The following is a 23,021-nucleotide window of genomic DNA, read 5'->3' as shown; positions in this document are numbered from 1 at the left end:
ACGACCGCTTATAAATGGCCAGGGGGCGTGTCGGCTACACCCCGGCTTTTCCGGCTCCAGCCACCACCGAGTGCACGATACAGGGTCACCATGTTCTGGAACCGTGCCGCCTCGACCATGATACGAGTCTGCTGGGCCTGATAAAGCTGACGTTCCTGCACCAATGTGGTCAGATAACTATCAATTCCAGCATGATAGCGCATACGGGCGAGATCGTAAGCCCGCTGAGCCTGTGTCTCCAACACGATCATATGACTATCTTGCCTGCGATAGGTTTCCCGAGCGGTCAAAGCATCAGAAACCTCCCGGAAAGCCGACTGAATAGCCTTCTGATATTCCGCAACGCTCTGACGCAGCTTCGCCTTGGCGGTCCGCAGGTTCCCTTCATTCACACCCCATGTCAGCAACGGAACGCTGATATTGGGGGACACACCCCATGTCTCGGCCAAACGACTGAACAAGCGACGGAACTGCAGGGAGCTGGTCCCTTCACTCGCTGTCAGCGTCACACGGGGATAAAACGCCGCCCGTGCCGCCCCTACAGAGGCATGAGCGCCGAGCAAGCTATGTTCAGCCGCCATGATGTCAGGCCGCTGTTGCAATAGATCAGACGGTAAACCAGCCGGCAGATCGGAAATCATCGTCTGCCGCCCCATAGGTAAGGGGGGTGGCAAATCCGCAGGCAGTGGAACGCCAACAAGCAGCTGCAACGCATGCTCGTCATCCGCTACAGCCCGTGTTTCCTTTTCCTCATCCGACCGAGCCTGCTCAAGTTCTGCCGCACTCTGTGCCAACGTCAGAGCATCCAGCTCGTCATGATCATATTCCAGCTTGTTGAGACGCCACGTATCCGCCCTCGTGCGGGCCGTATGGTGGGCGAGGTCCAGCAAACGCCGATCTGCCAACCACTGAATGTAGGTACTGGCCACCTGCGACACAGTCGTAATCCACAGATTCCGCAGATTCTCCGCCGTGCCCAGTGTTTGTTGCTTCTGGGCCTGGCTCATGTTGCGAATGCGACCCCAGAGGTCGATCTCGTAAGACGAAAACCCGATAGAGGTCTGATAGAAACGCAGCGTAGAGACGGATTCACCCGCCCCCGGCGCAAAGGAGAACCCCGCAGTATCGGAAGGCCCAGCATATTGGGCCCCTCCTCCAGCCGAGATAGTCGGGAACAGAGCTGCATTCTGCACCTGATACTGCCCACGTTCAGCAGCCACAGCGGCCATCTGGGCAGCAAGGTCCCGGTTATTGGCAAGAGATAGGCCGATGAGAGCCTTCAGCCGTGGGTCGGTAAAGAAATCCTCCCAACCAAGATCGGACACCTGCTGATGAACTGGCTGACCCGGTTTGATCTCGGCATCAGCCGGATACGCCTTTGAGACGGCCGGATCTGGCCGATGATATTTAGGTGCTAAATTACAGGAGGACAGAAGCAGGCTGCCAAGCCCCATCACCCCCGCAAGGACAGCCCTGTTCCTGCTCTGCTGCTTCATGCTCATGCGTGGTCTCCTTCCTGCTCTGCCTCGTGCCGTTCCGAAAGTCGCTTGACCTTGAAGAGACGCAGCACAACCACAAAGAACAGCGGCACAAAATAGACGGCCAGCACGGTAGCAGTAACCATCCCACCCACTACGCAGGTACCGATAGCCACACGGGAGGCCGCCCCCGCACCTGTTGCAATCGCCAGTGGGAACACACCGCAGACAAAGGCAATGGAGGTCATCAGGATAGGACGTAGACGCTCCCGCCCAGCTTTCAGCACGGCATCCTCTAACGTGTCGCCCTGATCATAGAAGAATTTGGCAAATTCCACGATCAGGATGGCATTCTTCACAGCCAAGCCGACCGTTGTCAGCAACCCGACCTGAAAATACACGTCGTTGCTCAGCCCACGCCACAGGGTCGAGCCAATGGCCCCCAACACGCCCAACGGCAGCACAAGCAGCACAGCGAACGGAATAGCCCAGCTCTCATAAAGGGCCGCCAAGCAAAGCAGGATCACGATAACAGCCAGCGCATAGAGCGGCCCCGTAGCATTGCCAGAAGCTAGCTGCTCGAAGGTCAGGCCTGTCCATTCATGCCCGACACCCGGCGGAAGAGTCTTGATGATCTTCTCAATCTCCTCCACTGCTCGGCCAGAGCTAACACCCACGGCAGGCACACCCTGAATCTCATAAGAGTTCAGACCGTTATAGTTTTCCACCTTCTGCGGGCCGACAACCCAATGCCCTGAGGCAAAGGCTGTAAAGGGCACCATGTCCCCCACATTATTGCGGACATACCAACGGTTTAGGTCCTCTGGTGTCATACGGGAGAAAGGCTCACCCTGAATGTAAACCTGTTTCACACGGTCATTCCGGGTGAACTGGTTAACATAAATCGACCCCAATGCCCCCTGAATGGTCGTATTGAGATCCGCATTGCTAATGCCCTGCGCATTGGCTTTCTCACGATTGAGGTCCAACACGAATTGCGGAGCATCCTCCAGCCCCATCGGGCGCACAGCAGAAAGAAGCGGATTTTTGGATGCCGCAGCAAGAAGCTTATTACGGGCAGCAAGGAAGGCCTGATGACCGATATGGCCGTTATCTTCTAGCTCCAGATCAAACCCCGTGGCATTGCCAAGCTCCATCACAGCGGGAGGGTTCAGTGCGTAAATCTGCGCCGCAGGGTCCCCCCAGAAATGCTTCATGATCTTGTTGGCAATGGCCATGCTGGAATGTTCGTACCCCGGCCGCTCATCCCACGGCTTGAGACGGATGAAGAACGCACCGGCATTCTGCCCCTGACCGGCAAAACTAAAGCCGTTCATGGTAAAGACGGATTCAACATCCCTGCCATACGTCTTCAGCACATAGTCCGTAACCCGGCGGTTAACAGCCCCTGTCTGCGCATCTGTAGCCCCAGCGGGCATACTGATCTGCCCGAAAATGAGAGCCTGATCCTCATCCGGCAGGAAGCCTGTTGGTACCTTCATGAACAGGAAACCAACCAGAACTGTTAGGCCAGCAAAAATGACCATCGCCAGAACACGCAAACGCAGTATGTGCCGTACCCCACCGATATAGCGGTTCGTCAGCCATTCAAACTGACGGTTGAACCAGACAGCCGGACGGAAATGGACCTCATGCTGGGTCGGCTTGAGCATGGTGGCACAGAGGGCCGGTGTCATGACCATAGCGACCAAAACGGACAACCACATGGCCGCCACCACCGTGATAGAAAACTGGCGATAGATCACCCCGGTGGACCCGCTAAAAGCCGCCATCGGCAGGAAGACCGCACTAAGAACCAGCACGATACCCACCAACGCACCGGAAATCTCATCCATAGATTCCCGTGCTGCCGCCCGTGGTGAAAGCTTTTTCTCGCTCATCACACGCTCGACATTTTCCACCACCACGATGGCATCATCCACCAGCAGCCCCACGGCCAACACCATGGCCAACATGGTCAACGTATTGATGCTGTAACCCAACACGGACAGGATACCGAATGTCCCCAACAGCACCACCGGCACGGCAATGGTCGGAATCAACGTAGCCCGGAAGTTCTGAAGGAACACAAGCATTACGATGAAGACCAAGGCAATGGCTTCCAGCAATGTCTCAATCACTTCCTCAATGGAATGGGTGATGAAAGGTTCCGTATCCAGCGGATAAACAACCTTCAGCCCTTTGGGGAAGAACTGGGACAGCTGGGCGATCTTGGCCCGAACAGCCGCTTCCGTCACCATCTGGTTAGCACCGGGGGCCAGCTTCAACGCCATAGCCGTAGCAGGCTCGTTGTTATAGCGGGATGTAAAATTGTAGCTCTGTGCGCCCAACTCTACATGCCCGATATCCTTCATGCGGACCTGGCTGCCATCCTGCTGGACCTTCAACAGCATGCTATTGAACTGTTCTGGCTCTGTCAGGCGGACTGGCCCGATAATGTTTGCATCGAAACCAACCCCCTTACGAGCCGGCAGACCGCCCAACTCACCAGACGCTACCTGAATGTTCTGGCTCTGGATGGCACTCTGCACATCTCCTACGGTCAGGCCATATTTGTACAGCTTGTCCGGGTCCATCCAAATACGCATGGCATACTCAGACCCGAAGAGCGTATGATCCCCCACACCAGAAATACGGGAGAGCGGGTCCATCACGTTGGACGCCACATAATCGGAAATATCCTTCCCGTTCATGCTGCCATCTGTGGAGATGAAGCCAATAACAAGCATGAAGTTCTTGGCGGCCTTGGTGACGCTCAGCCCTTGGCTTACTACCTCTGGCGGCAAACGCGGCTGGGCAAGCTGCAACTTGTTTTGCACCTGCACCTGAGCAATGTCGGGATTTGTCCCCTGCTCGAAGGTCAGGTCAATTTCCATATGACCGCTGCCGTAAGACTGGGCAGACAGATATTCCAGATGATCCAACCCAGACATCTGCTGAAGGATAGGCCGTACTACCGTATTATTGACCGTATCTGCCGAAGCACCGGGGTCATCCACGGCAACGGCGATCTGCGGCGGGGCGATGGTCGGATATTGGGCAATAGGCATGCGGGTGATGGACACACCCCCCACAAGCATGATGATCAACCCGACCACCCAAGCAAAAATGGGGCGGTCAATAAAGAAACGTGAAAGTGACATCCGCTATTACTCCAACCCCATCTCGGCCAGATTGGCCTCATAGGGCTTGACCAACGCTTCCGGCCTGACCTTCTGCAACCCTTCTACAATCACCCTCTCCCCGGCTTTCACCCCTTTGGTGGCCATCCAGTTAGAGCCAACCGTCTGCCCCAGCGACACCAGCCGCATATGGACATGGTTCTGCTCATCAACCACCATAACGTAAGGCTCACCCTTTGGGGTCCGCTGCACTCCAATTTGAGGGAGCAACAGCGCATTCGGGTCACTTCCTTCCTTAATATGTGCATGAACGAACATACCCGGCAGAAGCAATTTATCCGGGTTGGGCATAACAGCACGCATCACCAGCGTCCCCGTACCGGGGTCGACCGTAACTTCGGAAAGTTTCAGTTGGCCCGTCTGTCCGTAACTGGACCCATCAGGCAGCTCCAGCGTCACAGCTGCTTCGTTGCCTTTACGTTCCAACTGGCCGGATGCCAGTTCACGCCGCAGGCGGATCATATCTTCAGCAGCCAGATTAACATCCACATAGATTGGGTCCAGCCGTGTGACCACAGCAATAGGCGTGCTCTGGTTGGCCGTCACCAGCGTCCCCGCCGTGTAAAGCGTTCTACCGATACGCCCATCAATCGGCGACTGAACATGAGTATAATTGAGATTGACCGCAGCCGTTTCTACAGCGGCCTGCGCCTGCACTACCTCAGCATCCGCCTGCCGGGATGTGGCCAGAGCATTATCATAATCCTGGCGGCTGATCGCCCTCGGCCCGACCAATGCCTTATACCGCTTTAGCTGGGCATGAGCACGAATAGCACTAGCCTGCGCTTCCATCAGCCGACCACGGGCCTGATCATAAGCAGCCTGAAATGGTGCAATATAGATCTGATAAAGAGGCTGCCCGGCCTGGACGTCCTTGCCTTCCTCAAACATACGAGCGACCAGAACCCCGCTGACCTGCGGGCGTATCTGTGCTTGCTCGTAAGCATCCGTCCGCCCCGGGAGGGATGTTTCCAGCGGGACACTCTGCGCATGGAGGGTCACAACCGCTACGGACTGCGGCGGCGGGGCGGGCGGAGCTTTTTTCTGGCATCCCGCCAGAACACTCATGCCCAGCAAAGACACGCCGCCATAAAATACCGTTTGGGACAGGCAGACAGCCAATTTTGGGCGGATCATGGGCATAGACAGGCAGGCTCTCTAAAAAATAAACATGGGACAATGGGGCTAGAAGCAACTAAGCCAACCTGCACCATGTATCATCATAAAAAACAAGTGGAGACGGAAACTAATTAGTTTCCTATCTACCGGTCAATCCCTCCCCCTCCCAACTAGGCCAAAAATCTCATGCTGGAGACATCTTTTCTGATTAAAGCTTGACAGCCCTATGCAAAGATCGGGCAAGAAGTTGGCTTTCTTTTCCATCTCACAGGGAGTGTGGTATTATGCAGCCTCATGATGGCACGGACCGCCGTGAAACCATTCTCCGGGTGGCCTGCACCCTGTTGCAGCAACAGGGTTACCACCGCACCACGATGGATCACATCGCCCACCATGCGGGCATGTCCAAAAAGACACTCTACCTTTTTTTCCCTTCCAAACGAGTTTTAGTAGAGCAGCTTCTGCTTTCCGAGCTTTTTGTACCGCTAACCCCCTCGCTCACTCCAGACATCGGGATGGAAGAACAGCTCCGGGGCATGATCTTCAAAATGGCGGACATCCTCCTTTGTGAGAAACGCCTTGGCCTGCTGCGGACTATTATTGGTGAGACGAACCGCTCCCCCTCCATTCAGCAGCTCATGACTGAACTATTTCATACGGCTGATAGCAAAACGAGCATGCGAAACTGGCTAGATGAGCAGAAAAAAGCCGGGCGGCTGCACTTCGACAATGCGGCTGATGCGGCCGACCATCTCTTCGGCCTAACCATCGGGGCACCTATGCTCAGCCGACTCGCCCATTGCAACCTCGCACGAGATAAGGACAACCTGCATCACTATCTCGAAGAGGGCTTACGCATTTTTCTGCATGGCTGCCGCACAACTCCCCCATAAAAAAACAGGGCAGACCAGCAACAATACAATAATAACCTGTTAAGAACTGCTTTCGTAGCACTGCGCATTGGCAAAGCCTTGAGCGTTGGTTATAGAATCTATTCGTAAAACACATGGCAGACCAGACAGAAGCGAAAAGGTACCACCTGCCGGGCTATGGCCCTCCAGACCGACCATTGCAGGATCATCGCATGACTACTTCTCCCCCCGACCAGAACCTCCCCAAACAGGCCAATGCGGCAGATGAAGGCTATCAAAAAGACCTGAGCCGCCGGCATGTGCAGATGATCGCCATTGGTGGCGCCATCGGTACCGGGCTGTTTCTGGGAGCGGGATCCCGTCTCCAGATTGCCGGTCCCTCCCTTGCCATCACTTATGCGATCTGTGGCCTATGTGCCTTCATGATCCTTCGGGCCATGGGAGAGCTGGTGATGTACCGCCCCAGCAGTGGCAGCTTTGTCACCTATGCGCGTGAGTTCCTTGGTGAGGGAGCCGCCTATGCGGCAGGGTGGTTCTTCTTCCTCAACTGGGCCATGACTGGCATTGTCGATATTACGGCCATTGCGCTCTACATCCATTACTGGCCGATCTTTGGCGATATCCCTCAATGGCTGATTGCACTGGGCGCATTGCTTGTGGTCGGGGCCGTTAATCTTACTGGTGTGCGCTATTTCGGCGAGATTGAATTCTGGTTCTCGCTGGTAAAAGTCCTCACGCTGCTCATCTTCCTCGGTGTAGGCGGCTATGTCCTGCTAAGCGGCACGCATGTTGGCCCCTATGCACCGGGTGCCCATCTCATTACCGAATTTGGCGGCATATTCCCCCATGGGGTCGTGGCATCTCTGATGCTGATTCAGGGTGTCGTCTTTGCCTATGCCGCAACGGAGCTCATCGGCATTGCTGCCGGGGAATGTGAAAACCCACGCAAAGTCGTCCCCAATGCTGTCAACAGCGTGATCTGGCGTATTGTTGTCTTCTATGTCGGCTCGGTTGCCCTGCTGGTCTGCCTTATGCCGTGGTCGGCCTATCATGCTGGTGAAAGCCCGTTTGTGACCTTCTTCCACAAATTGGGCCTGCCCGCAGCAGACAGCATCATGAACTTTGTGGTGCTGACGGCAGCCCTCTCCAGCCTCAATTCTGGCTTGTACTCCACTGGGCGTATTCTGCGGGCTCTGGCCCTTGGGGGCTCCGCTCCACAGGCTATGAGTAAGCTGAACCGTAACGCCGTCCCCTATGTGGGGATTGGTGCGACACTCTTCATCTACCTCATCGGCGTTCTGATGAATTATCTGTACCCCACGCAGATATTTGAGATCGTGCTGAGCATATCCTCTCTGGGGATTTTGGGAACGTGGGCCACTATCCTGCTCTGCCAGCTACGCCTACACAAAGCCATCCGGCAGGGCCGCATCGCCAGAACAGGGTTTGCCATGCCGGGAGCACCCTATACCGGCTGGCTGACTCTAGCCTTCCTGCTGCTCGTACTAGTCATGATGGCATTTGATTATCCGTCCGGCACCATCACAGTTGGGTCCATCCCCATTCTGGCACTGGTCTTCTATGGCGGGTGGATGATCCTCAAGCGCAACGATAAAGAGAGCGACTCCGAGGACTGACCATACGCAAAGACTCCTAAAGAAAACCCCCGACAGGCTTTGATGCCTGCCGGGGGTTTTTTCATATAAACAAGGACATGATAACCCTACGTCTTGATCCACTCTGATGGCGAATCAGTCTGTGTCTTCACCCAACCCACTGCTTCGTGTCGGGCTGCCCCCACGAGGGCGAGTTGTTGGCAGATTCTCACCAGTCACAGCGTAATAGACACGCTCAGCCACGTTGGTAGCATGGTCGCCAATACGCTCCAGATTCTTGGCAATAAAGAGAAGCTCCGTACAGGCACGGATGTTCCGGGCATCTTCGATCATATACGTTACCAGCTCACGGAACACAGTCACGTAATGCTCATCCACGCCTCGGTCAGCGTGCCAGACCTCCATGGCCTGATAGGCATCATGCTCAATGACGGCATCTACCGTCCGGCCCAGATTATCCCGCACCAGGCGCCCCATACTCCGCAGGCCGGACAAAGAAATCTGCCCATCACCTGAAGCCGCCTTAATGGCCTTACGTGCAATGGAAGCAGCATAATCGCCAATGCGTTCCAGGTCACCTGTGATCTTTAGAGCAGCGACAATCTCCCGCAGGTCTGCCCCCATCGGGCTACGCAATGCCAGAAGACGGATAACCAGCCCTTCCACCTCCCGCTCTAACTCATCCACTTCCGGGTCGAGGCGTGTGGCTTCCTCGGCTGCGGATTCGTCATGGTCAGAAATGGCACGAAGGGCAAGTTCCACCTGCTCCTCCACAATACGGCCAATCTTCACCATCATCGCCCTGAGCTGTTCCAGCTCCTGCTCAAAGCTTGAGACAATGTGAGAACGCTCGTGAGGCATAGGCTCTCTCCCTTCGCTTATCCAAACCGGCCGGTAATATAGTCCTGCGTCTGCTTTTCACGGGGGTTGGTGAAGATACGGTCCGCCGTATCCACCTCCACCAGCCTACCGAGGTAAAAGAAAGCGACACGATCGGCACAACGTGCGGCCTGCTGCATGTTATGCGTTACGATCGCAATGGTGAACTCTTCTTTCAGCTCATCAAGAAGTTCTTCAATCCGGGCTGTGGAGATCGGGTCCAGTGCAGAGGTCGGCTCATCCAGCAGAAGGACCTCCGGCCGGGTTGCAATGCTACGGGCAATGCAGAGACGCTGCTGCTGCCCGCCGGAAAGACCCGTCGCCGGGGCATTTAGCCGGTCCCGCACCTCATTCCAGAGGGCCACACGGGTCAGCACGTCCTGCACACGCTCATCCATTTCCGTCCGATCTAGCTTTTCATGCAGGCGCACGCCAAAAGCGATATTGTCATAAATGGACATAGGAAACGGTGTAGGCTTCTGAAACACCATCCCGATACGGGAGCGCAGCATGTCTAGATTGATGGAATCATCAAGGATATTACGGCCATCAAACATCACTTCACCCGTGGCCCGCTGGCCGGGATAAAGAGCATATATCTTGTTGAAGACACGCAGCAGAGTGGACTTACCGCACCCGCTGGGGCCGATCATGGCCGTTACACAACGGGCAGGGAAATCCAACGAAATGCCATGTAAGGCATGGTGGCTGCCGTAATGGAAGTTCAGGTCCCGCACTGCAAGGGCCACATCCTGAGCAGGTGCCTTACCTGACGGCTCGGTAGACGACATCGAAGCAGGAGTCATGAAAATCTCTTCCCTTGATTTCAGTGACGGGATGAAAGCCGTACGGTGATGTTGATGATCAACACGCCAAAGGTCACCAGCAGGGCGCCTGTCCAGGCCAGCTGCACCCAGTCCTCATAAGAGGCACCAGCATACTGGTAGATGGCAATAGGCAGACTCGCCATAGGGCGGGTCATATCTGTGGACATGGTCTGGTTGCCCAATGAGGTGAAAAGCAACGGGGCTGTCTCCCCTCCCATACGGGCCAACGCCAACAAGATGCCCGTTGTCACCCCCTTACGGGCAGACCGCAAACAGAGAAACAGGATGACACGCCAGCGGGCTGCGCCCAGAGCTGCCCCGGCCTCCCGCATGGCTGTCGGAACCAGACGGAGCATATCCTCCGTTGTCCGCACGATGAGAGGCAAGGCCAGAACAGCCAAGGCCACCGCTCCAGCAAAACCTGAGAAATGACCAAACGGCACAACAAAGAGCTGATAGATAAACAGGCCGATCAAGATAGATGGGGCGGACATCAGCATGTCGGCAACAAACCGCACGGCACTGGCAAAGTGATTCCCTTTGCGCCCATATTCGGAAAGATAGATGCCGCACATCAACCCGACCGGGGCGGCCATCAGCAGGGCAAGGCCCGTCTGCAACACACTGCCCACAATGGCATTAGCCAGCCCACCGCCAGAGCCGGGCGGCCCCATTTTATGCGTCAGCGTCGCCCATGAAAGACCTACCAACCCACGGCTAAGCAATGTCCACAGGATGGAGGCCAGAACCAGCAGCAGGATGCTCCCCGCTGCAATGCTGACACCCGTTGCCACATAATCCAGCAACTGCCGCCGCATGGCCTTGCGGCTTGGACGCCATTGTCCCGGTTCGGAGCCGGTACTGCCTTCCTTACCAGCAGAGGCCGAAGAGATTACAGGTGCCGTCATTGACGTTTCCCTCTGAGACAGCGTGCCAGAATCAGGCTGACACAGGAAAGAAGCATGAGAATGAAGCCCAACGCCATAAGGGAGGAAAGACGCAAAGAGCCTTCCGGGCTTTCCGGAAACTGAAGGGCGATCAAGGAAGCTACGGTACTGCGTGGCGCAAACAGGGACCAACCAACCGTTGTCACATTACCGATGATAAAGGTCACCGCCATGGTCTCGCCCAGCGCACGCCCCATGCCCAGCACAATGGCCCCGATCATACCATTGCGGGACCACGGCACGACAATCTTGCGCATCATCTCCCAGCGCGTTGCTCCCAGCCCATAGGCACTTTCCCGCAACATGGGGGGAACAGCACTAAACACATCCACCATGACAGCCGTAATGAAAGGAGCGATCATCACGGCCAATATGATGCCGGATGTTACAAGCCCTGTTCCCACAGGCGGGCCGGACAAAAGCGACCCCACGATGGGCGTGTGGCGGAAATGGTGATTGAGAAACGGCTGCACATCACGGGCAATGAAAGGGACGATCGTCTGGAATCCCCACATACCGAATATGATGGATGGCACAGCGGCCAGAAGCTGGATGGTGGTTCCCACAATGGAGGAAAACCGCCCTGAAGCAATGTAGGTCAGCCAAAAAGCTGTCCCGAAGGCCATGGGGACGGCGATCAACATGGCAATGAGCGTGCTGACGAGGGTTCCCAGCAGAGGGGCCAGAACCCCATATACATCCTTTACGGGATTCCACGATGCCGTGGTGAAAAAGGAGAGGCCAAACTTGGTAAAAGCCTGCCAGCCTCCTGTCGCCATCAGCAGGATCAGCCCGCCCAGCATGGCTAGCACCAGGAGCGAGCAGAGCAGAAGCAACCCATGAAAAACGGTATCAAACCCCGCTCTGCGGTGTGATGAACGCGATACGGGCGTCATGCGCATGTGTCCGAAGCCTTGACCGTTTCAACTGCAGCGACATTCCTTACTGATGCAGGATGCCTCCGCCTTCGTGCATTACCGCCCCTCTTCGCAAAGAACAACCGTCAGAAAAAGCGATTATCCCACTTTAAGGGGTGGAACTGCCCGCTTTTTTCTATATTCCCCATTCTGGAACATCGAACGCCATGTGCCTGGCATAGAAATATTGCATAATTATGAAACGCCTCTCTTTCGTCGGGCCTTGTTGAGGAGGAGAAGAAGACATTGCCTACAGACCAGTTCCGCGGTTTTGTTGATACTATAGACAGCCAAAGCGGCATCATAAGTGGCTGGGCTGTCAATCTGCACAACCCGGCGCGTGTTGCCCTCCTTCATATCCTGATGGATGGTCAGGAAGTTATGCAGGTTCTCTGTGACCTACCTCGGGATGATGTCCGCCAGGTACTGCGGACTGCCAGCAATAAGCTGGGCTTCCGGTTCAAACTTCCTCAAGAAGCTTTTGATGGCGAGTCTCATGACATCTCCATCCGCTTTGCTGACCGCACTGCTCTCCTTTTGCCCAATGAGGACAAGCCTGAAGAAGGCCACGAATCCTTTCCCTTCTCCTTCACGCCACATACTGAGTATCAAAGCTGCGTAGATGGCATCTCCGAAGGTCTCCTGCGAGGCTGGGTCATCTCCCGCAATCATCCGAACGCTGCCTGGTCAGACGGTGTTGTCGTATCTGTCCGAATTGATGGTGTGCCCATTGGGACCGTCCGGGCCAACTGCTACCGGGGCGATGTTGCCGAGGCTCTGCAAGGGCCGCCTAACTGTGGTTTCGAGCTGCCCATCCCTCAGCGGTATCATGATGGCCTCTCCCACGAGATCACCGTTACCAGCATGCCGGATGACATCCCGCTATCTGGTAGCCCACTGCTCACATCTCTGGCCGATGACCAGCTGACTACCAAGCTCGTGCAGATCGAGAACAGCATTGCCGTTCTGCACCAGCAGCTGACAGCCCTGCGGAACACCACACGCTCGCTGATCCCCCGCAAGCCGCTTAATCTCCAGCATTATGACAGATGGGCGAAAAGCTATTACCCCCTCCTGCGGGAGCAAACAGCCCTACTGCGAAAAGCTCACCCGCTGAAGAAAGCACCGCTCGTCTCCGTCCTCTGCCCTACATGGCGGCCGGATGAGGCCGACTTCCGGGCGGCTATCGAATCTGTCCTGAATCAGACCTATGAAAACTGGGAACTCATCCTTGTCGATGACGGTAGCCAGTGTGAGCAGACCAGAGACCTGCTTAAAGAATATCGCAAAAAAGATGCACGAATCCGCACCTTCTCACTAAAGGTGAACCGGGGCATTGCCGGGGCCACCAACAAGGCCATTAGCCATGCCAAAGGTGACTACATCGCCTTCTTCGATCATGATGACCTGCTGGTTGATGTCGCTCTAGAACGCATGGTGCGCGCTGCGCTGGAAACAGGGGCCAAGCTACTCTACTGCGATGAAGACAAGGTAGATGCCGGTGGCCACTTCCTCGAGCCGAACCTGAAGCCGGCTTATGACTACCGCTATCTTTTGGGCTGCAACTATATCTGCCATCTCACTTTTATGGAGGCAGAGACGGTCCGTCAGGTAGGCTTGTTGGAGAGCCGTTATAACGGGGCGCAGGATCATGACTTCCTCCTCCGTACCGTAGAGATCATCCCACGTGAGGCCATCCATCACGTACCGGAGATTCTGTATCACTGGCGCAAAACACCCAATTCCACCGCCAGCAATATCGGCAATAAAGGCTATGCCGTCCAAGCTGGCATAAGCTGCGTTGCAGACCACCTGAAGCGCAAAGGGATTGAAGCGGCTGTTTCCTCTGTGGAGCGTCTGAGCCTCTATGCCGTGGACTGGCCTTTTGCCGAACGGCCGTCTGTCAGCATTATCATCCCGTTCCGGGATCAGCTGGACATGACGCGGAACTGTGTCGAGTCTCTTCTAAAAACACAGACCTACAGCCAGTTTGACATCATCCTTGTGGATAATTTCTCCGTTCAGAAGGACACGCTGGCATGGCTGGAGGAGATCAGCGCACACCAGCAGGTCAGCGTTCTCCATGTAGAAGAGCCTTTCAATTATGCCCGGCTCAACAATCTGGCCGCCAAACAGAGCCAGAGCGACCTGCTGCTCTTCCTCAACAATGACGTCATCATTACCCAGCCCGACTTCATCAAAAAAATGGTGCTGGAAACATTGGCCACACCGAATGTCGGTGCCGTAGGGGCACGGCTGCTCTATCCTAACGGGACTATCCAGCATGCTGGCGTGGCTGTCGGGCCGGATGTCATCGGGGTGCATGTTCATCGCCTCCAGTCATCCAAGGACTTCGGCTATATCGGTCGGCTGCGCCTCAACCATGAAGTAACGGCTGTCACTGGGGCTGCTCTGCTAGTGTCCCATCCACTCTTTGATGAAGTCGGCGGCTTTGATGAAGCCAACTTGGCCGTAGCCTATAATGATGTCGATCTCTGCCTAAAAATCCGGGATAGCGGGCACCGCATCATCTTCTGTGCGGAGGCAGAGGCTGTCCACCATGAAAGCTACTCCCGAGGAAGTGACGACCGCCCAGAGCATGAAGCCCGCTTTTTCAATGAAAAACAGGTCATGCTGGAGCGATGGAAGGACAATCCGCTCTTTAAAAAAGATCCGGCATACCCACATTATTTCCGACAGGATCTGCGGACCTTCTTTGACCTCCACGCCCCAGAAGATTTATGGTCCTGAGGGTAGGAAGTTTGGAGGAGTCCCTCCCGGTTTCTAAAAGGTTTTTCTCCCTTCCATAAAGGAGGGGAGAAGACGAAGGAGTATCATGATGAGCAAGATCAATCAGTATCACACAAGCAACAACACCCCAGACAACACAAAGGCTGTTTCCATCGAAACCCTGAATGCCCGTCTGGCTGACCTTATCGACCTGGCTCTGGTGACCAAGCAGGCACACTGGAACCTCAAGGGTGTCAACTTCATCGGTGTTCACGAGATGCTAGACGGCTTCCGTACCGGGCTTGATGGTTTTGTTGATACCGCTGCTGAGCGTGCTGTTCAGCTGGGTGGTGTGGCTCTCGGCACTGTTCAGACCGTGCAGAAGCACACAAACTGTGCTCCGTACCCCACGGACATCTACACAGTTCACGACCATGTGAAGGCTCTGGCAGAGCGTTATGGCGTTGTGGCTAACAAGGTCCGTGAAGCCATCAAGGTGACAGCCGAAGCCGGTGATGAAGACACATCCGACATCTTCACCGAAATCTCCCGCGGGCTGGACAAGAACCTCTGGTTCCTTGAGGCCCACCTCCAGGCTGAAGCTGGCCCGCGCTAAGAGCGGTCTTGCAGAGGGTCTTCGGACCTTCAGCTAAATGGAAAAAGGCATGCTCCCTCTACGGGGGTATGCCTTTTCTTTTACGCTATGCCCCACTCCCATGCTCCAGCCATAAAAAAGGGAGGCAGGAATAACCGCCTCCCTCCCGTATGATGGCCTATCGCTATCAAAGAGACAAAGCCAGATGGAGCCGTGCGAAATAGAAAGGGTCTTCCTTCAGCACATCCTTCACGGCACGCCCATCCGGTAACACATTATTCCCTGCTCCCAGATCATCGGGCATATAGTCGGCACGCCAATCCTCAACTTTGGCATCAGCCGGTAAAACCGGAGTGATGGGCTGCTCTGGCTCGGACGGAGCTTCTGGCACACTCTCCACAACAGGCTCCGGCACGGCGGGGGGAACCCTCTCCGGCTTCAGGCTATTCGTGATCGCCTTGAAATCATCTTCCAACAGATGCCCGGGCATTCCACCCCGCTCACGCTGAACAATCCAGCCCTCTGTCACGGTCTGCAACATGGCCTTCTCGGCGGGGTCACCCTCGGGGCCGGCCTGCGTGGCCCACCAGCTCCGCCATGCAGCATCCTCCAGCTGGGCACGATCCTCTGCTGTCAGCCTCTGCGGGGCAGAGGAAGGCGATTTCTTGACAATCCAACCGGCCACCAACGCCTGGAGCGCAGCCTTATCCATCTCTGCCATATTCATATCACCTCACGACCTGTCACTCTGCTTATCAGAGCCTCATACTGGGCAAGATACTGTTGCATATCCAGCAGCTTCTCCGCCCGCTGCCGCACATTATGCCCCAGTGTCTCTGCAAGTGTCCTGCTCTCCAGCAGGCGCAGAATAGCATCGCCTATGGCTTCCGGCTGAAGGAACGGAGCCATAAGGGCTGTTTCCTCATGGGTCAGATATTCGCTCACCGGTGCTGTATCACTCCCCACAAGCGGGCACCCCACTGCCATAGCTTCTCTCAAAGACCATGACAAAACAAAGGGGTAAGTCAAATAAACATGAGCATCCGAGCGTTGCAGGACCCGGATCATCTCATCCCTTTCCAACCAGCCAACAAAATGGATGCGAGATAGGTCCAGCTTCCCTTCCAGCTCCTTCAGCATGGTTTGCCGCCATGTACCGCCACCTGCTGGAGGGAGGCCATAGCTGACATTCTCTCGTCCCATCAAAATAACCTGACAATCCGGCCGAGCCTTCATCAAAGCAGGCAAGGCCCGCATCATGCTATGAAACCCCCGGTATGGCTCCAGATTACGAGCGGCGTACGTCACCAATTTTTCATAAGGAGCAATGGTGATTTTACCCAACTGAAATGGCTTCTGACGTACTGAAGGGTCGGGCCGATATTTTTGTAGGTCCACCCCTTCATCCAAGAGGGTAATTTTTTCCTGCGCCCAGGAAGGATACGTCCCTCGCTGAAACCGTGTCGGCGTCTGTCCCACGCCAGGCCCAGCCAGAGCCTGAAGATTGACAGCATTTTTACAGCGGATCAGAAGTCCGGCTTCCTTCGGCATGGGGAACTCTGGGTCAAACCCCACATCCCGGCCTTCCAGCCCGTAATAGAACTCAAAGTATCCCAGAACAGGCACACCGGGGAAAACTGAATCAATATTCAGCAACTCTCCCCAGCCATGATGCCCAATGATGATATCTGGCTGAAAACCGAGACTCTTGAGGGACCGGGCCACCACCGCAATAGCTTCAGCCCGGTTAATGGCATGGTCCAGCTCTCGGACAAATGGATGAGGCCCCTCCCGGTTTACCTCTGGCGGGCGATACAACACACGGCGAACACCCGGAATATCGGGCCCCTTGCCCGCCGTGATAAACACGACATCGTGTTCGGGCTTACGGGCTAGATGGGCCACCATATGAGCATATTGCGCAGGGAAGCTCTGATGAACAAAAAGAAAACGCACCACTTCCCCCGGCTTGCCTATCGCCCCGGCTCTCTATCAGAGCCCCTGCCCGTAACTCCCCTCTACAGCCTTACCCGCGCTTAGCAGTTGCCTCTTTTCCCCGCTTTTTTACGGGAACAATCTCCAACTGGAAGCCTTCAAGCGGGGCAAGATTCTCCGCCTGAAGTGCCTCTTCTCCCCCTTCGGAGGGGCCCACTTTCGTACCGTCTGTGAAGCTGGCCGTTAAACGGACTGTCCATTTACGGGCAGCCTCCTCCTTCAAGCGGACCCGCAGCCCCAAGATCGGCAGGGACATACCCCGCGACCCACAGAACTGGCCCCCTTCAACCCACGGGGAAAGCCAGCCACGCCCCAACACGGCCTGATATTCAATATCCTCAGCCCGGACTTTACCCGCAGGACGAATAAAGAAACCCTCTATCCAGCGTTTACTGCCTTCCTGTCCGACCCACTCGCCAATGGCACTACCAACGTCACCACGACGCTGAATATGGGCAACAACCTCCTGCGCAGCACCATCAACAGCACCGGTGACAGAAGCCTTATTACCGCTAGCCTGGCCTGTCTCTGCCGCCTTCTCCGCAGACGCTGGGTCTGCTGGAACCCCACCTATAAGGCGAATCACCTGAAGGCGAGGTGCTTCACTACCGACCTGGCCGTCCTGATACGTGGTTACCATCACACCAGCCGGACCACGCCGCACACGTACCAGCGCAGCACTATTAGCTGCACCCATCCAGCCATCCGCTGTAAATGTGACGACCTCAACGGCATCCTCTGGTACACCCGGCGCCCGCGAAATCCGTACACCCGGCAATCCACTTGGTCCGGCTTCTATCTGGCCCGGCGCATGGAACACGCAAAAGACGCCGGCGTCCAACGTCATCACGTGAGCTCCTGCCTTCAGATCCACTACACGATGACGGGGCTGTCCTGCGTCCGTTTCTGGCATCTTAACTCCGGTTACCATTTTCCTGCCTGAGGATGAGGTGCATGCACTGCACAAAAAAATCTAAAAGATCTCTGTAATTATAGTCGATTTCAAAATTTTCTGCAAAACCTACGCACATTTTTATCCATCTCATCATCTACGGAGATGCTGAATGGCCATAAACACATCTGCCAGCTGATCCACTGGAAGGCCCAACGGGATGAGCTGCCCCCATGCGGGGCCAGCCTTTCGGATACGCTCTGCGGAGGCACCAATATCAAACCCCACCACGGGAAGACGGGCCTTCCACAACCAGCCCAACGCATAACACCATGTTTCTGGAGCAATGGATGTTACAAAGCCAACATCCGCCTGCACTTCCTCTATCAAGGCCAGGACATTGCTATCCTCATAAGCCCCCGTCACCCTGATACCTGCTTCCAGACAGGCAGCATCATCATACGTACTTCCTACAACAACAAGCTGTAACGGTAGTTCATTCTTCTGAATGTACCGCCCTAACGCCAGAAGTACATCATGACCTTTCCAGCGACTGATGCCCCCCAGAACCAGTATCTTCAAAGGCCGCTCCCGTGTCGGGCCGCTATCATCCAGCAGAGGGGGGGCTTTGGCCCTGATCTTCCGATCATCTTCTAGAGGTTCGATACTGATAGGAGCAGGGCAAGGTATATGCTTCGCCAGCCGATGAGCAGCATCCACAGAAGGGGCCACAACCCGGCGTGCTTGGTGCAACTCTTTCTTTGAACGTGCCAAAAAAGCAGACAGTGTTAGACCATCGTCTGCCAGCACATGGCCCCGCTCCAAACAGGCCATGCATCCCTCTATGGAGGGTTCCCCACAATAGCGGCCATGCTTGTCCAGCAGGGCAACACGGGGGCAAAACCAGATATGATCATGCACATGCACGTCATAAGGAACGCCCAACTGCTGATGCAACTCCCGCAATCCCGGCTCATGCCCCAACATATGATGCCAGATGACGAGGCGTACCCCTAACTGTCGCATATATGATAGAAATTCCGGCTGCTCTTCCGGTAGAGTAAAGACCAGATTAGGAGCCTCTAATCCCACTATCGGACTAACGACCCGGCACCCTGTTTCCGTTGGCTCTACAATGACGGGCAAGAGCCCGCCCTGCCTCAAAAGGGCCGCCTGCTCCCTCACAGCACGGGCGACTCCTCCACCCCCACGATGCTGGAACAACACCACCGCTCCAGTAAACCCCTCCCGGTACTGCCGGACCCTTCGCCAGTCCAGCATCCTCCGATAATCCCTTAGCGGATCAATTTTCTTCCAACGCTGGATAGCAGCGTCGTAGCCGGGATAAAGACGATTCAGAATCTCCAAATTGCGGCGCAAAAGGGGGGCTGCCTCCTGCCCAAAAGAACCATGCCCATGATGCAGAACATAAACATCCACAGCGGCCAGATGACGAAAACCTGCCTCACTCGCCCGAAGGCAGAAGTCATTTTCCTCGGCATAGCCTTGGGCAAAATAGGCCCCTCTCAAAGAACCTACCTCTGCCAGGCAAGCCGCCGCGATGCCCATGCAGAAACCATTAGCCGTTGGTAGCTCCACCACCGGCCTGAAGCTCTCTGCCTGATGCTGGAAGAGCCGGTCCATCATCGCCACATCCACGGGAGGCAAGGCCGGATTGTCATGCTCATGATCAGGGTAAGACGTCAGCCCCCCCGTATTGGAGAATGGCGTGACAGTCCCGGCTTTTTCAAGACGCAACCAGCGACATAGCCGTTCAGTCCAATCTCCCGAAACGAGCGTATCACTATTGAGTAGGATGACGTCCCACCCTTCTGGCACAAGGCCCAATCCAGCATTGATACTACCAACAAACCCCTGATTGGTAGCATGACGATGCAAGACAATGCGCCCCGCTTCGGATAACTCATCCAGATAGGCCCGGATTCCGGCTTCGGGTGAGGCATCATCCACGACAATCAGGCGGCAGGTCTCCGGGATACTCGCCAGCACGGACGCCAAACAGGCCCGTACCTCACTCTCCCCCCGATAGACCGGTATAATGACAGCACACCCCACGGCCACCACCCATCGCTCATCAGAGGTTCCGCCGCTCTTCCGGGGCATACGGCACCCCTGCTTCGTCCAGCCCTTACGGCTGCTCCCGCTGGCCTCAGGCTGACGCATCAGACCTACCAAGGCCGGGTCAAGCGGGGCACCTTTGAGCAGACGTCCATACTGATCGTAAAAAGCAGTTGAGCTATGCAATGGGCGGGGCCAATCCACATAAGGCAGATAAAACTCTCTAGGCCGTTGCAGAAAGACGGTACTGCTAAAGCCCTCCACGGAATCATCCACCAGCAAGGGCTCACCATACCCCTCTACCTTCAAGGAGGGCAGAAAATCCGGCTCGCCGGGGTACCATAACCAGCCCCGCACGCCTTCGGCCTCCGCCATGACGAGCGACTGGAAGCGTATCAAGCCCTGTATGTCGATCGGGCTACCCAGCAGCGGGCGGCCATCACACAGCATGACAAGCTGCTGCCCCTGCCACCAGCACCCTGCCTCATCCGGCACCAACTGGGCCAGGTCATGCACACCTGCCGGCACAGTGCCGAGCGGCCTGCCATCCAGCACCAACTCCACTGGCCCAACCACACGCAGGCGTAAATCTCCCGTGTTGGACAGCACACCCCAGCCCGGCAACCCGACAGGAAAGGAAAGGCTGTCTGCTAGCGCATAATGTTCATGTATCAAGCTGTTTCGGGACAAGACCTGCCCCATGATGCGAACCGCAGGGCCAACAGCCCCACACCGTAGATACCCCCCTGCCAGGGCCAATCCAGCTTCTCGCAGGCCATAACGAGCCCATAGACGTTCCAGCCGGGGCAAAGCTTGCGGAATAGCTCCATTATCCAACAGAGCCATAGCGCAGGTGAAACTGATATTATCGTCACGCCCCGATAATGCTTCAGCCCGTTTTAACCAGAAGAGGCCATCCGCTTGCTGCCCCTGTTTTAGACAGTCTCTACCCTTGTCAAAAGCTGTCTGAATCGCCTCCATACGCCGAGACGTCCAGCGGGCTTCATCCGCCGCCCGAAGAACACGGCCATACCCCGGAATAAAACTGGCCTGCATCTTCACAGACCAGGTCCTGCCTCCACCAAAGCGGGCTCCCGCTGCAAGGTCGCTGTTAAACTATCCAGCATTTTTTGTGCCTGCCCCAGCCCCTGGCCAGCCGCTTGCTCCAACCAATACCGGGCCTGCTCATTATCCTCTGGTCCCCCAAGCCCCCTAAGCAGATAGCGCCCTAACATCATCTGCCCAAGGCCGTGCCCACGCTGTGCGGCTTCCTCAAAACACTCACGAGCCCGTGGAAGATCGGCAGGCACATCGTGCCCCCCACCATACATGGCCCCAAGAGAGAAATACGCCTCTGGCAGCCCCGCATCGGCGGCCTGCTGATAAAGCTCCAACGCACGGGCATGGTTTCGGACGCCATCCACCTGCCCCGTGACGAGCATCTGCGCCACACTCACACAGGCCTCTGGCATACCCTGCCGCGCGGCCTTATCCATCCATGAAAGGCCATCCTGCTTGTTCTGCGCTACGCCACGCCCCTCGAACAGCAAACGGCCATACCAGTACTGGGCATTCACGACACCTTCCCGTGCCAGACCGAGCCAGTAAAAGGCCTCTGTCTCATCAGCCGTACCGCCAACACCTTGCGCCAGACAAACGCCCAGATTGAAAGCACCGAGAGGATTCCCACCCTCTGCCTGCTGCCTGAGACGCTGCTGGAGGCTGTGCTGCTCCTCATCTGGCCGTGTTACACCGGCGAGAACCAAATTACCGAGGTCTGCATCAGCCATATGGTCCCCCAACATGGCTGCATGATTGAACCAATATGCGGCTTTCCGCTCATCCCGTGGGACGCCGGTACCCGTCAAATACAGCACAGCCAGTACACGGGCAGCCGGTGTATGATCCTGCTCGGCAGCAAACTGGTACCAGCGGGCGGCCTCCATAGGGCGACGGAAGAGTTCCTCTCCCCGAATATACAGGTCTCCCAGAAGGGCCGCAGCCTCGGCATCACCACCATAGGCAGCACGCCGCAACCAGCTTTCACCCTGAATGACGTTGGCCTCTACCCCAACGCCCTTCAGGAGCATCAACCCATAACGAGCCTGTGCAGAAGGAATATTCTGTTCAGCGGCCTTCTGGTAATAACGGGCAGAAATCTCAGCATCCCGAGGCTGTCCATTGGCCCCATGCTCATAGATCCAACCCATGGCGGCATTAGCCAGACCAAGGCCGCCCTCTGCCGCACGCTGGAGCAGCTCCATGGCCTGCGCCTGCTGGCTGTCATCTTCTGCTTCATCCAGCAGAATGAGGCCAAGGCCTAACGCCCCCTGTAGAGAGCCACCCTGCACGGCCTCCCCGTACCAATGGCGGGCTGCCTGCCTGTCCTGAATCCCTTCTGGGCCATGATTGAAGATATGCCCCAAAAGGGCTTGCGCCTCGACCGATCCTTCAGCAGCACCCTTCTCTGCCCAAATACGGGCCTGAGCGAAATCCGGTTTATAGGATTCTACTTCATCAGCCTGAGCCCGGTCGTAAAGGCTCTTACCTGCCGAAGCAGATGGGCTGGGGTCGAACCCCTCTGGCACCCCCATGGCAAAGAGGGTGGCCAGTGTGAAGCTGGCCTCCTTGATTCCAGCTTCTGCGGCGATACGTGTCCAACGGGCACCTTCCTCCAGCGAAGAAGGTGTCCCCTGCCCGGACAGATAACACTGCCCTACCCTATAAGCCGCCTCTGGCACGCCCGCTTTTGCAAGTTTTGCAAAGAGGGAAAAAGCCTGCGGTACCTTCCCTTCCTCCAGCAACCGTTGCGCACGGGTGAGACTACGGGACTTGGAGGAAAAAAAGGTAAACCTACCCACCATGACCAGCC

Annotated in this window: 16 protein-coding genes; 4 read left to right on the top strand and 12 right to left on the bottom strand. The window is 56.1% G+C overall.

Annotated features, from left to right (window positions below):
- Window positions 1–8: 8 nt before the first annotated feature.
- The 3 genes from CPA57_RS08455 to CPA57_RS08445 are packed head-to-tail and all read right to left on the bottom strand — an operon-like array spanning window position 9 to window position 5,749.
- Window positions 9–1,496, bottom strand: a complete 1,488-nt coding sequence (locus CPA57_RS08455) for an efflux transporter outer membrane subunit (RefSeq protein WP_182082404.1) — start codon at window positions 1,494–1,496, stop codon at window positions 9–11.
- 2 nt (window positions 1,497–1,498) lie between these two features.
- Window positions 1,499–4,642: an efflux RND transporter permease subunit gene (locus CPA57_RS08450; RefSeq protein ID WP_182082377.1), complete on the bottom strand. Its 3,144-nt coding sequence runs from the start codon at window positions 4,640–4,642 to the stop codon at window positions 1,499–1,501.
- A 6-nt stretch (window positions 4,643–4,648) separates the two neighbouring features.
- The gene (locus tag CPA57_RS08445) at window positions 4,649–5,749 is read right to left on the bottom strand and encodes an efflux RND transporter periplasmic adaptor subunit (RefSeq protein ID WP_229709369.1); all 1,101 of its coding nucleotides are present in this window, start codon (window positions 5,747–5,749) and stop codon (window positions 4,649–4,651) included.
- 335 nt (window positions 5,750–6,084) lie between these two features.
- On the opposite strand from CPA57_RS08445, the gene CPA57_RS08440 reads away from it, so the two are divergent.
- Together CPA57_RS08440 and CPA57_RS08435 are read left to right on the top strand one after the other, a co-directional pair.
- Window positions 6,085–6,693, top strand: coding sequence for a TetR/AcrR family transcriptional regulator (locus tag CPA57_RS08440; RefSeq protein WP_182082375.1), 609 nt, complete (start codon window positions 6,085–6,087; stop codon window positions 6,691–6,693).
- 191 nt (window positions 6,694–6,884) lie between these two features.
- Entirely contained in the window at window positions 6,885–8,309 is a 1,425-nt protein-coding gene (locus tag CPA57_RS08435; protein ID WP_182082374.1) for an amino acid permease, read from the top strand.
- A 114-nt stretch (window positions 8,310–8,423) separates the two neighbouring features.
- On the opposite strand, the gene phoU is transcribed toward CPA57_RS08435, so the two are convergent.
- The 4 genes from phoU to pstC form a co-directional block, all read right to left on the bottom strand.
- Complete coding sequence (gene phoU, locus CPA57_RS08430; protein WP_182082373.1) at window positions 8,424–9,149, bottom strand: phosphate signaling complex protein PhoU; 726 nt, start codon at window positions 9,147–9,149, stop codon at window positions 8,424–8,426.
- Between the two features lie 17 nt (window positions 9,150–9,166).
- On the bottom strand, window positions 9,167–9,973 hold the full coding sequence (pstB, locus tag CPA57_RS08425; RefSeq protein ID WP_229709364.1) for a phosphate ABC transporter ATP-binding protein PstB: 807 nt from the start codon (window positions 9,971–9,973) through the stop codon (window positions 9,167–9,169).
- Between the two features lie 20 nt (window positions 9,974–9,993).
- Entirely contained in the window at window positions 9,994–10,812 is an 819-nt protein-coding gene (pstA, locus tag CPA57_RS08420) for a phosphate ABC transporter permease PstA (RefSeq protein ID WP_143280754.1), read from the bottom strand.
- A gap of 86 nt (window positions 10,813–10,898) precedes the next feature.
- A complete protein-coding gene (gene pstC, locus CPA57_RS08415) occupies window positions 10,899–11,843 on the bottom strand; it encodes a phosphate ABC transporter permease subunit PstC (RefSeq protein WP_077397166.1) in 945 nt (314 codons plus the stop codon).
- Between the two features lie 261 nt (window positions 11,844–12,104).
- Between pstC and CPA57_RS08410 the strand changes: the two genes are divergently transcribed.
- Both CPA57_RS08410 and dps read left to right on the top strand, forming a co-directional pair.
- Window positions 12,105–14,609, top strand: a complete 2,505-nt coding sequence (locus tag CPA57_RS08410; RefSeq protein WP_229709363.1) for a glycosyltransferase family 2 protein — start codon at window positions 12,105–12,107, stop codon at window positions 14,607–14,609.
- A gap of 88 nt (window positions 14,610–14,697) precedes the next feature.
- The gene (dps, locus tag CPA57_RS08405; RefSeq protein WP_407647576.1) at window positions 14,698–15,204 is read left to right on the top strand and encodes a DNA starvation/stationary phase protection protein Dps; all 507 of its coding nucleotides are present in this window, start codon (window positions 14,698–14,700) and stop codon (window positions 15,202–15,204) included.
- A 166-nt stretch (window positions 15,205–15,370) separates the two neighbouring features.
- Here the strand turns inward: dps and CPA57_RS08400 are convergent, their stop codons facing one another.
- From CPA57_RS08400 to CPA57_RS08380, 5 genes are all read right to left on the bottom strand, one after another.
- Window positions 15,371–15,904: a hypothetical protein gene (locus CPA57_RS08400; RefSeq protein WP_182082370.1), complete on the bottom strand. Its 534-nt coding sequence runs from the start codon at window positions 15,902–15,904 to the stop codon at window positions 15,371–15,373.
- 2 nt (window positions 15,905–15,906) lie between these two features.
- The gene (locus CPA57_RS08395; RefSeq protein WP_182082369.1) at window positions 15,907–17,139 is read right to left on the bottom strand and encodes a glycosyltransferase; all 1,233 of its coding nucleotides are present in this window, start codon (window positions 17,137–17,139) and stop codon (window positions 15,907–15,909) included.
- Window positions 17,140–17,209: 70 nt separating this feature from the next.
- Entirely contained in the window at window positions 17,210–18,025 is an 816-nt protein-coding gene (locus tag CPA57_RS08390; RefSeq protein ID WP_229709362.1) for a hypothetical protein, read from the bottom strand.
- A 198-nt stretch (window positions 18,026–18,223) separates the two neighbouring features.
- Window positions 18,224–21,205, bottom strand: coding sequence for a glycosyltransferase (locus CPA57_RS08385; protein ID WP_229709368.1), 2,982 nt, complete (start codon window positions 21,203–21,205; stop codon window positions 18,224–18,226).
- Between the two features lie 2 nt (window positions 21,206–21,207).
- The gene (locus CPA57_RS08380) at window positions 21,208–23,013 is read right to left on the bottom strand and encodes a tetratricopeptide repeat protein (RefSeq protein WP_182082366.1); all 1,806 of its coding nucleotides are present in this window, start codon (window positions 23,011–23,013) and stop codon (window positions 21,208–21,210) included.
- Between the last annotated feature and the right edge of the window lie 8 nt (window positions 23,014–23,021).

It is taken from the genome of Bombella favorum, assembly GCF_014048475.1.
GTDB lineage: Bacteria > Pseudomonadota > Alphaproteobacteria > Acetobacterales > Acetobacteraceae > Bombella > Bombella favorum.
This window is presented reverse-complemented; position numbering and strand designations above follow the sequence as displayed.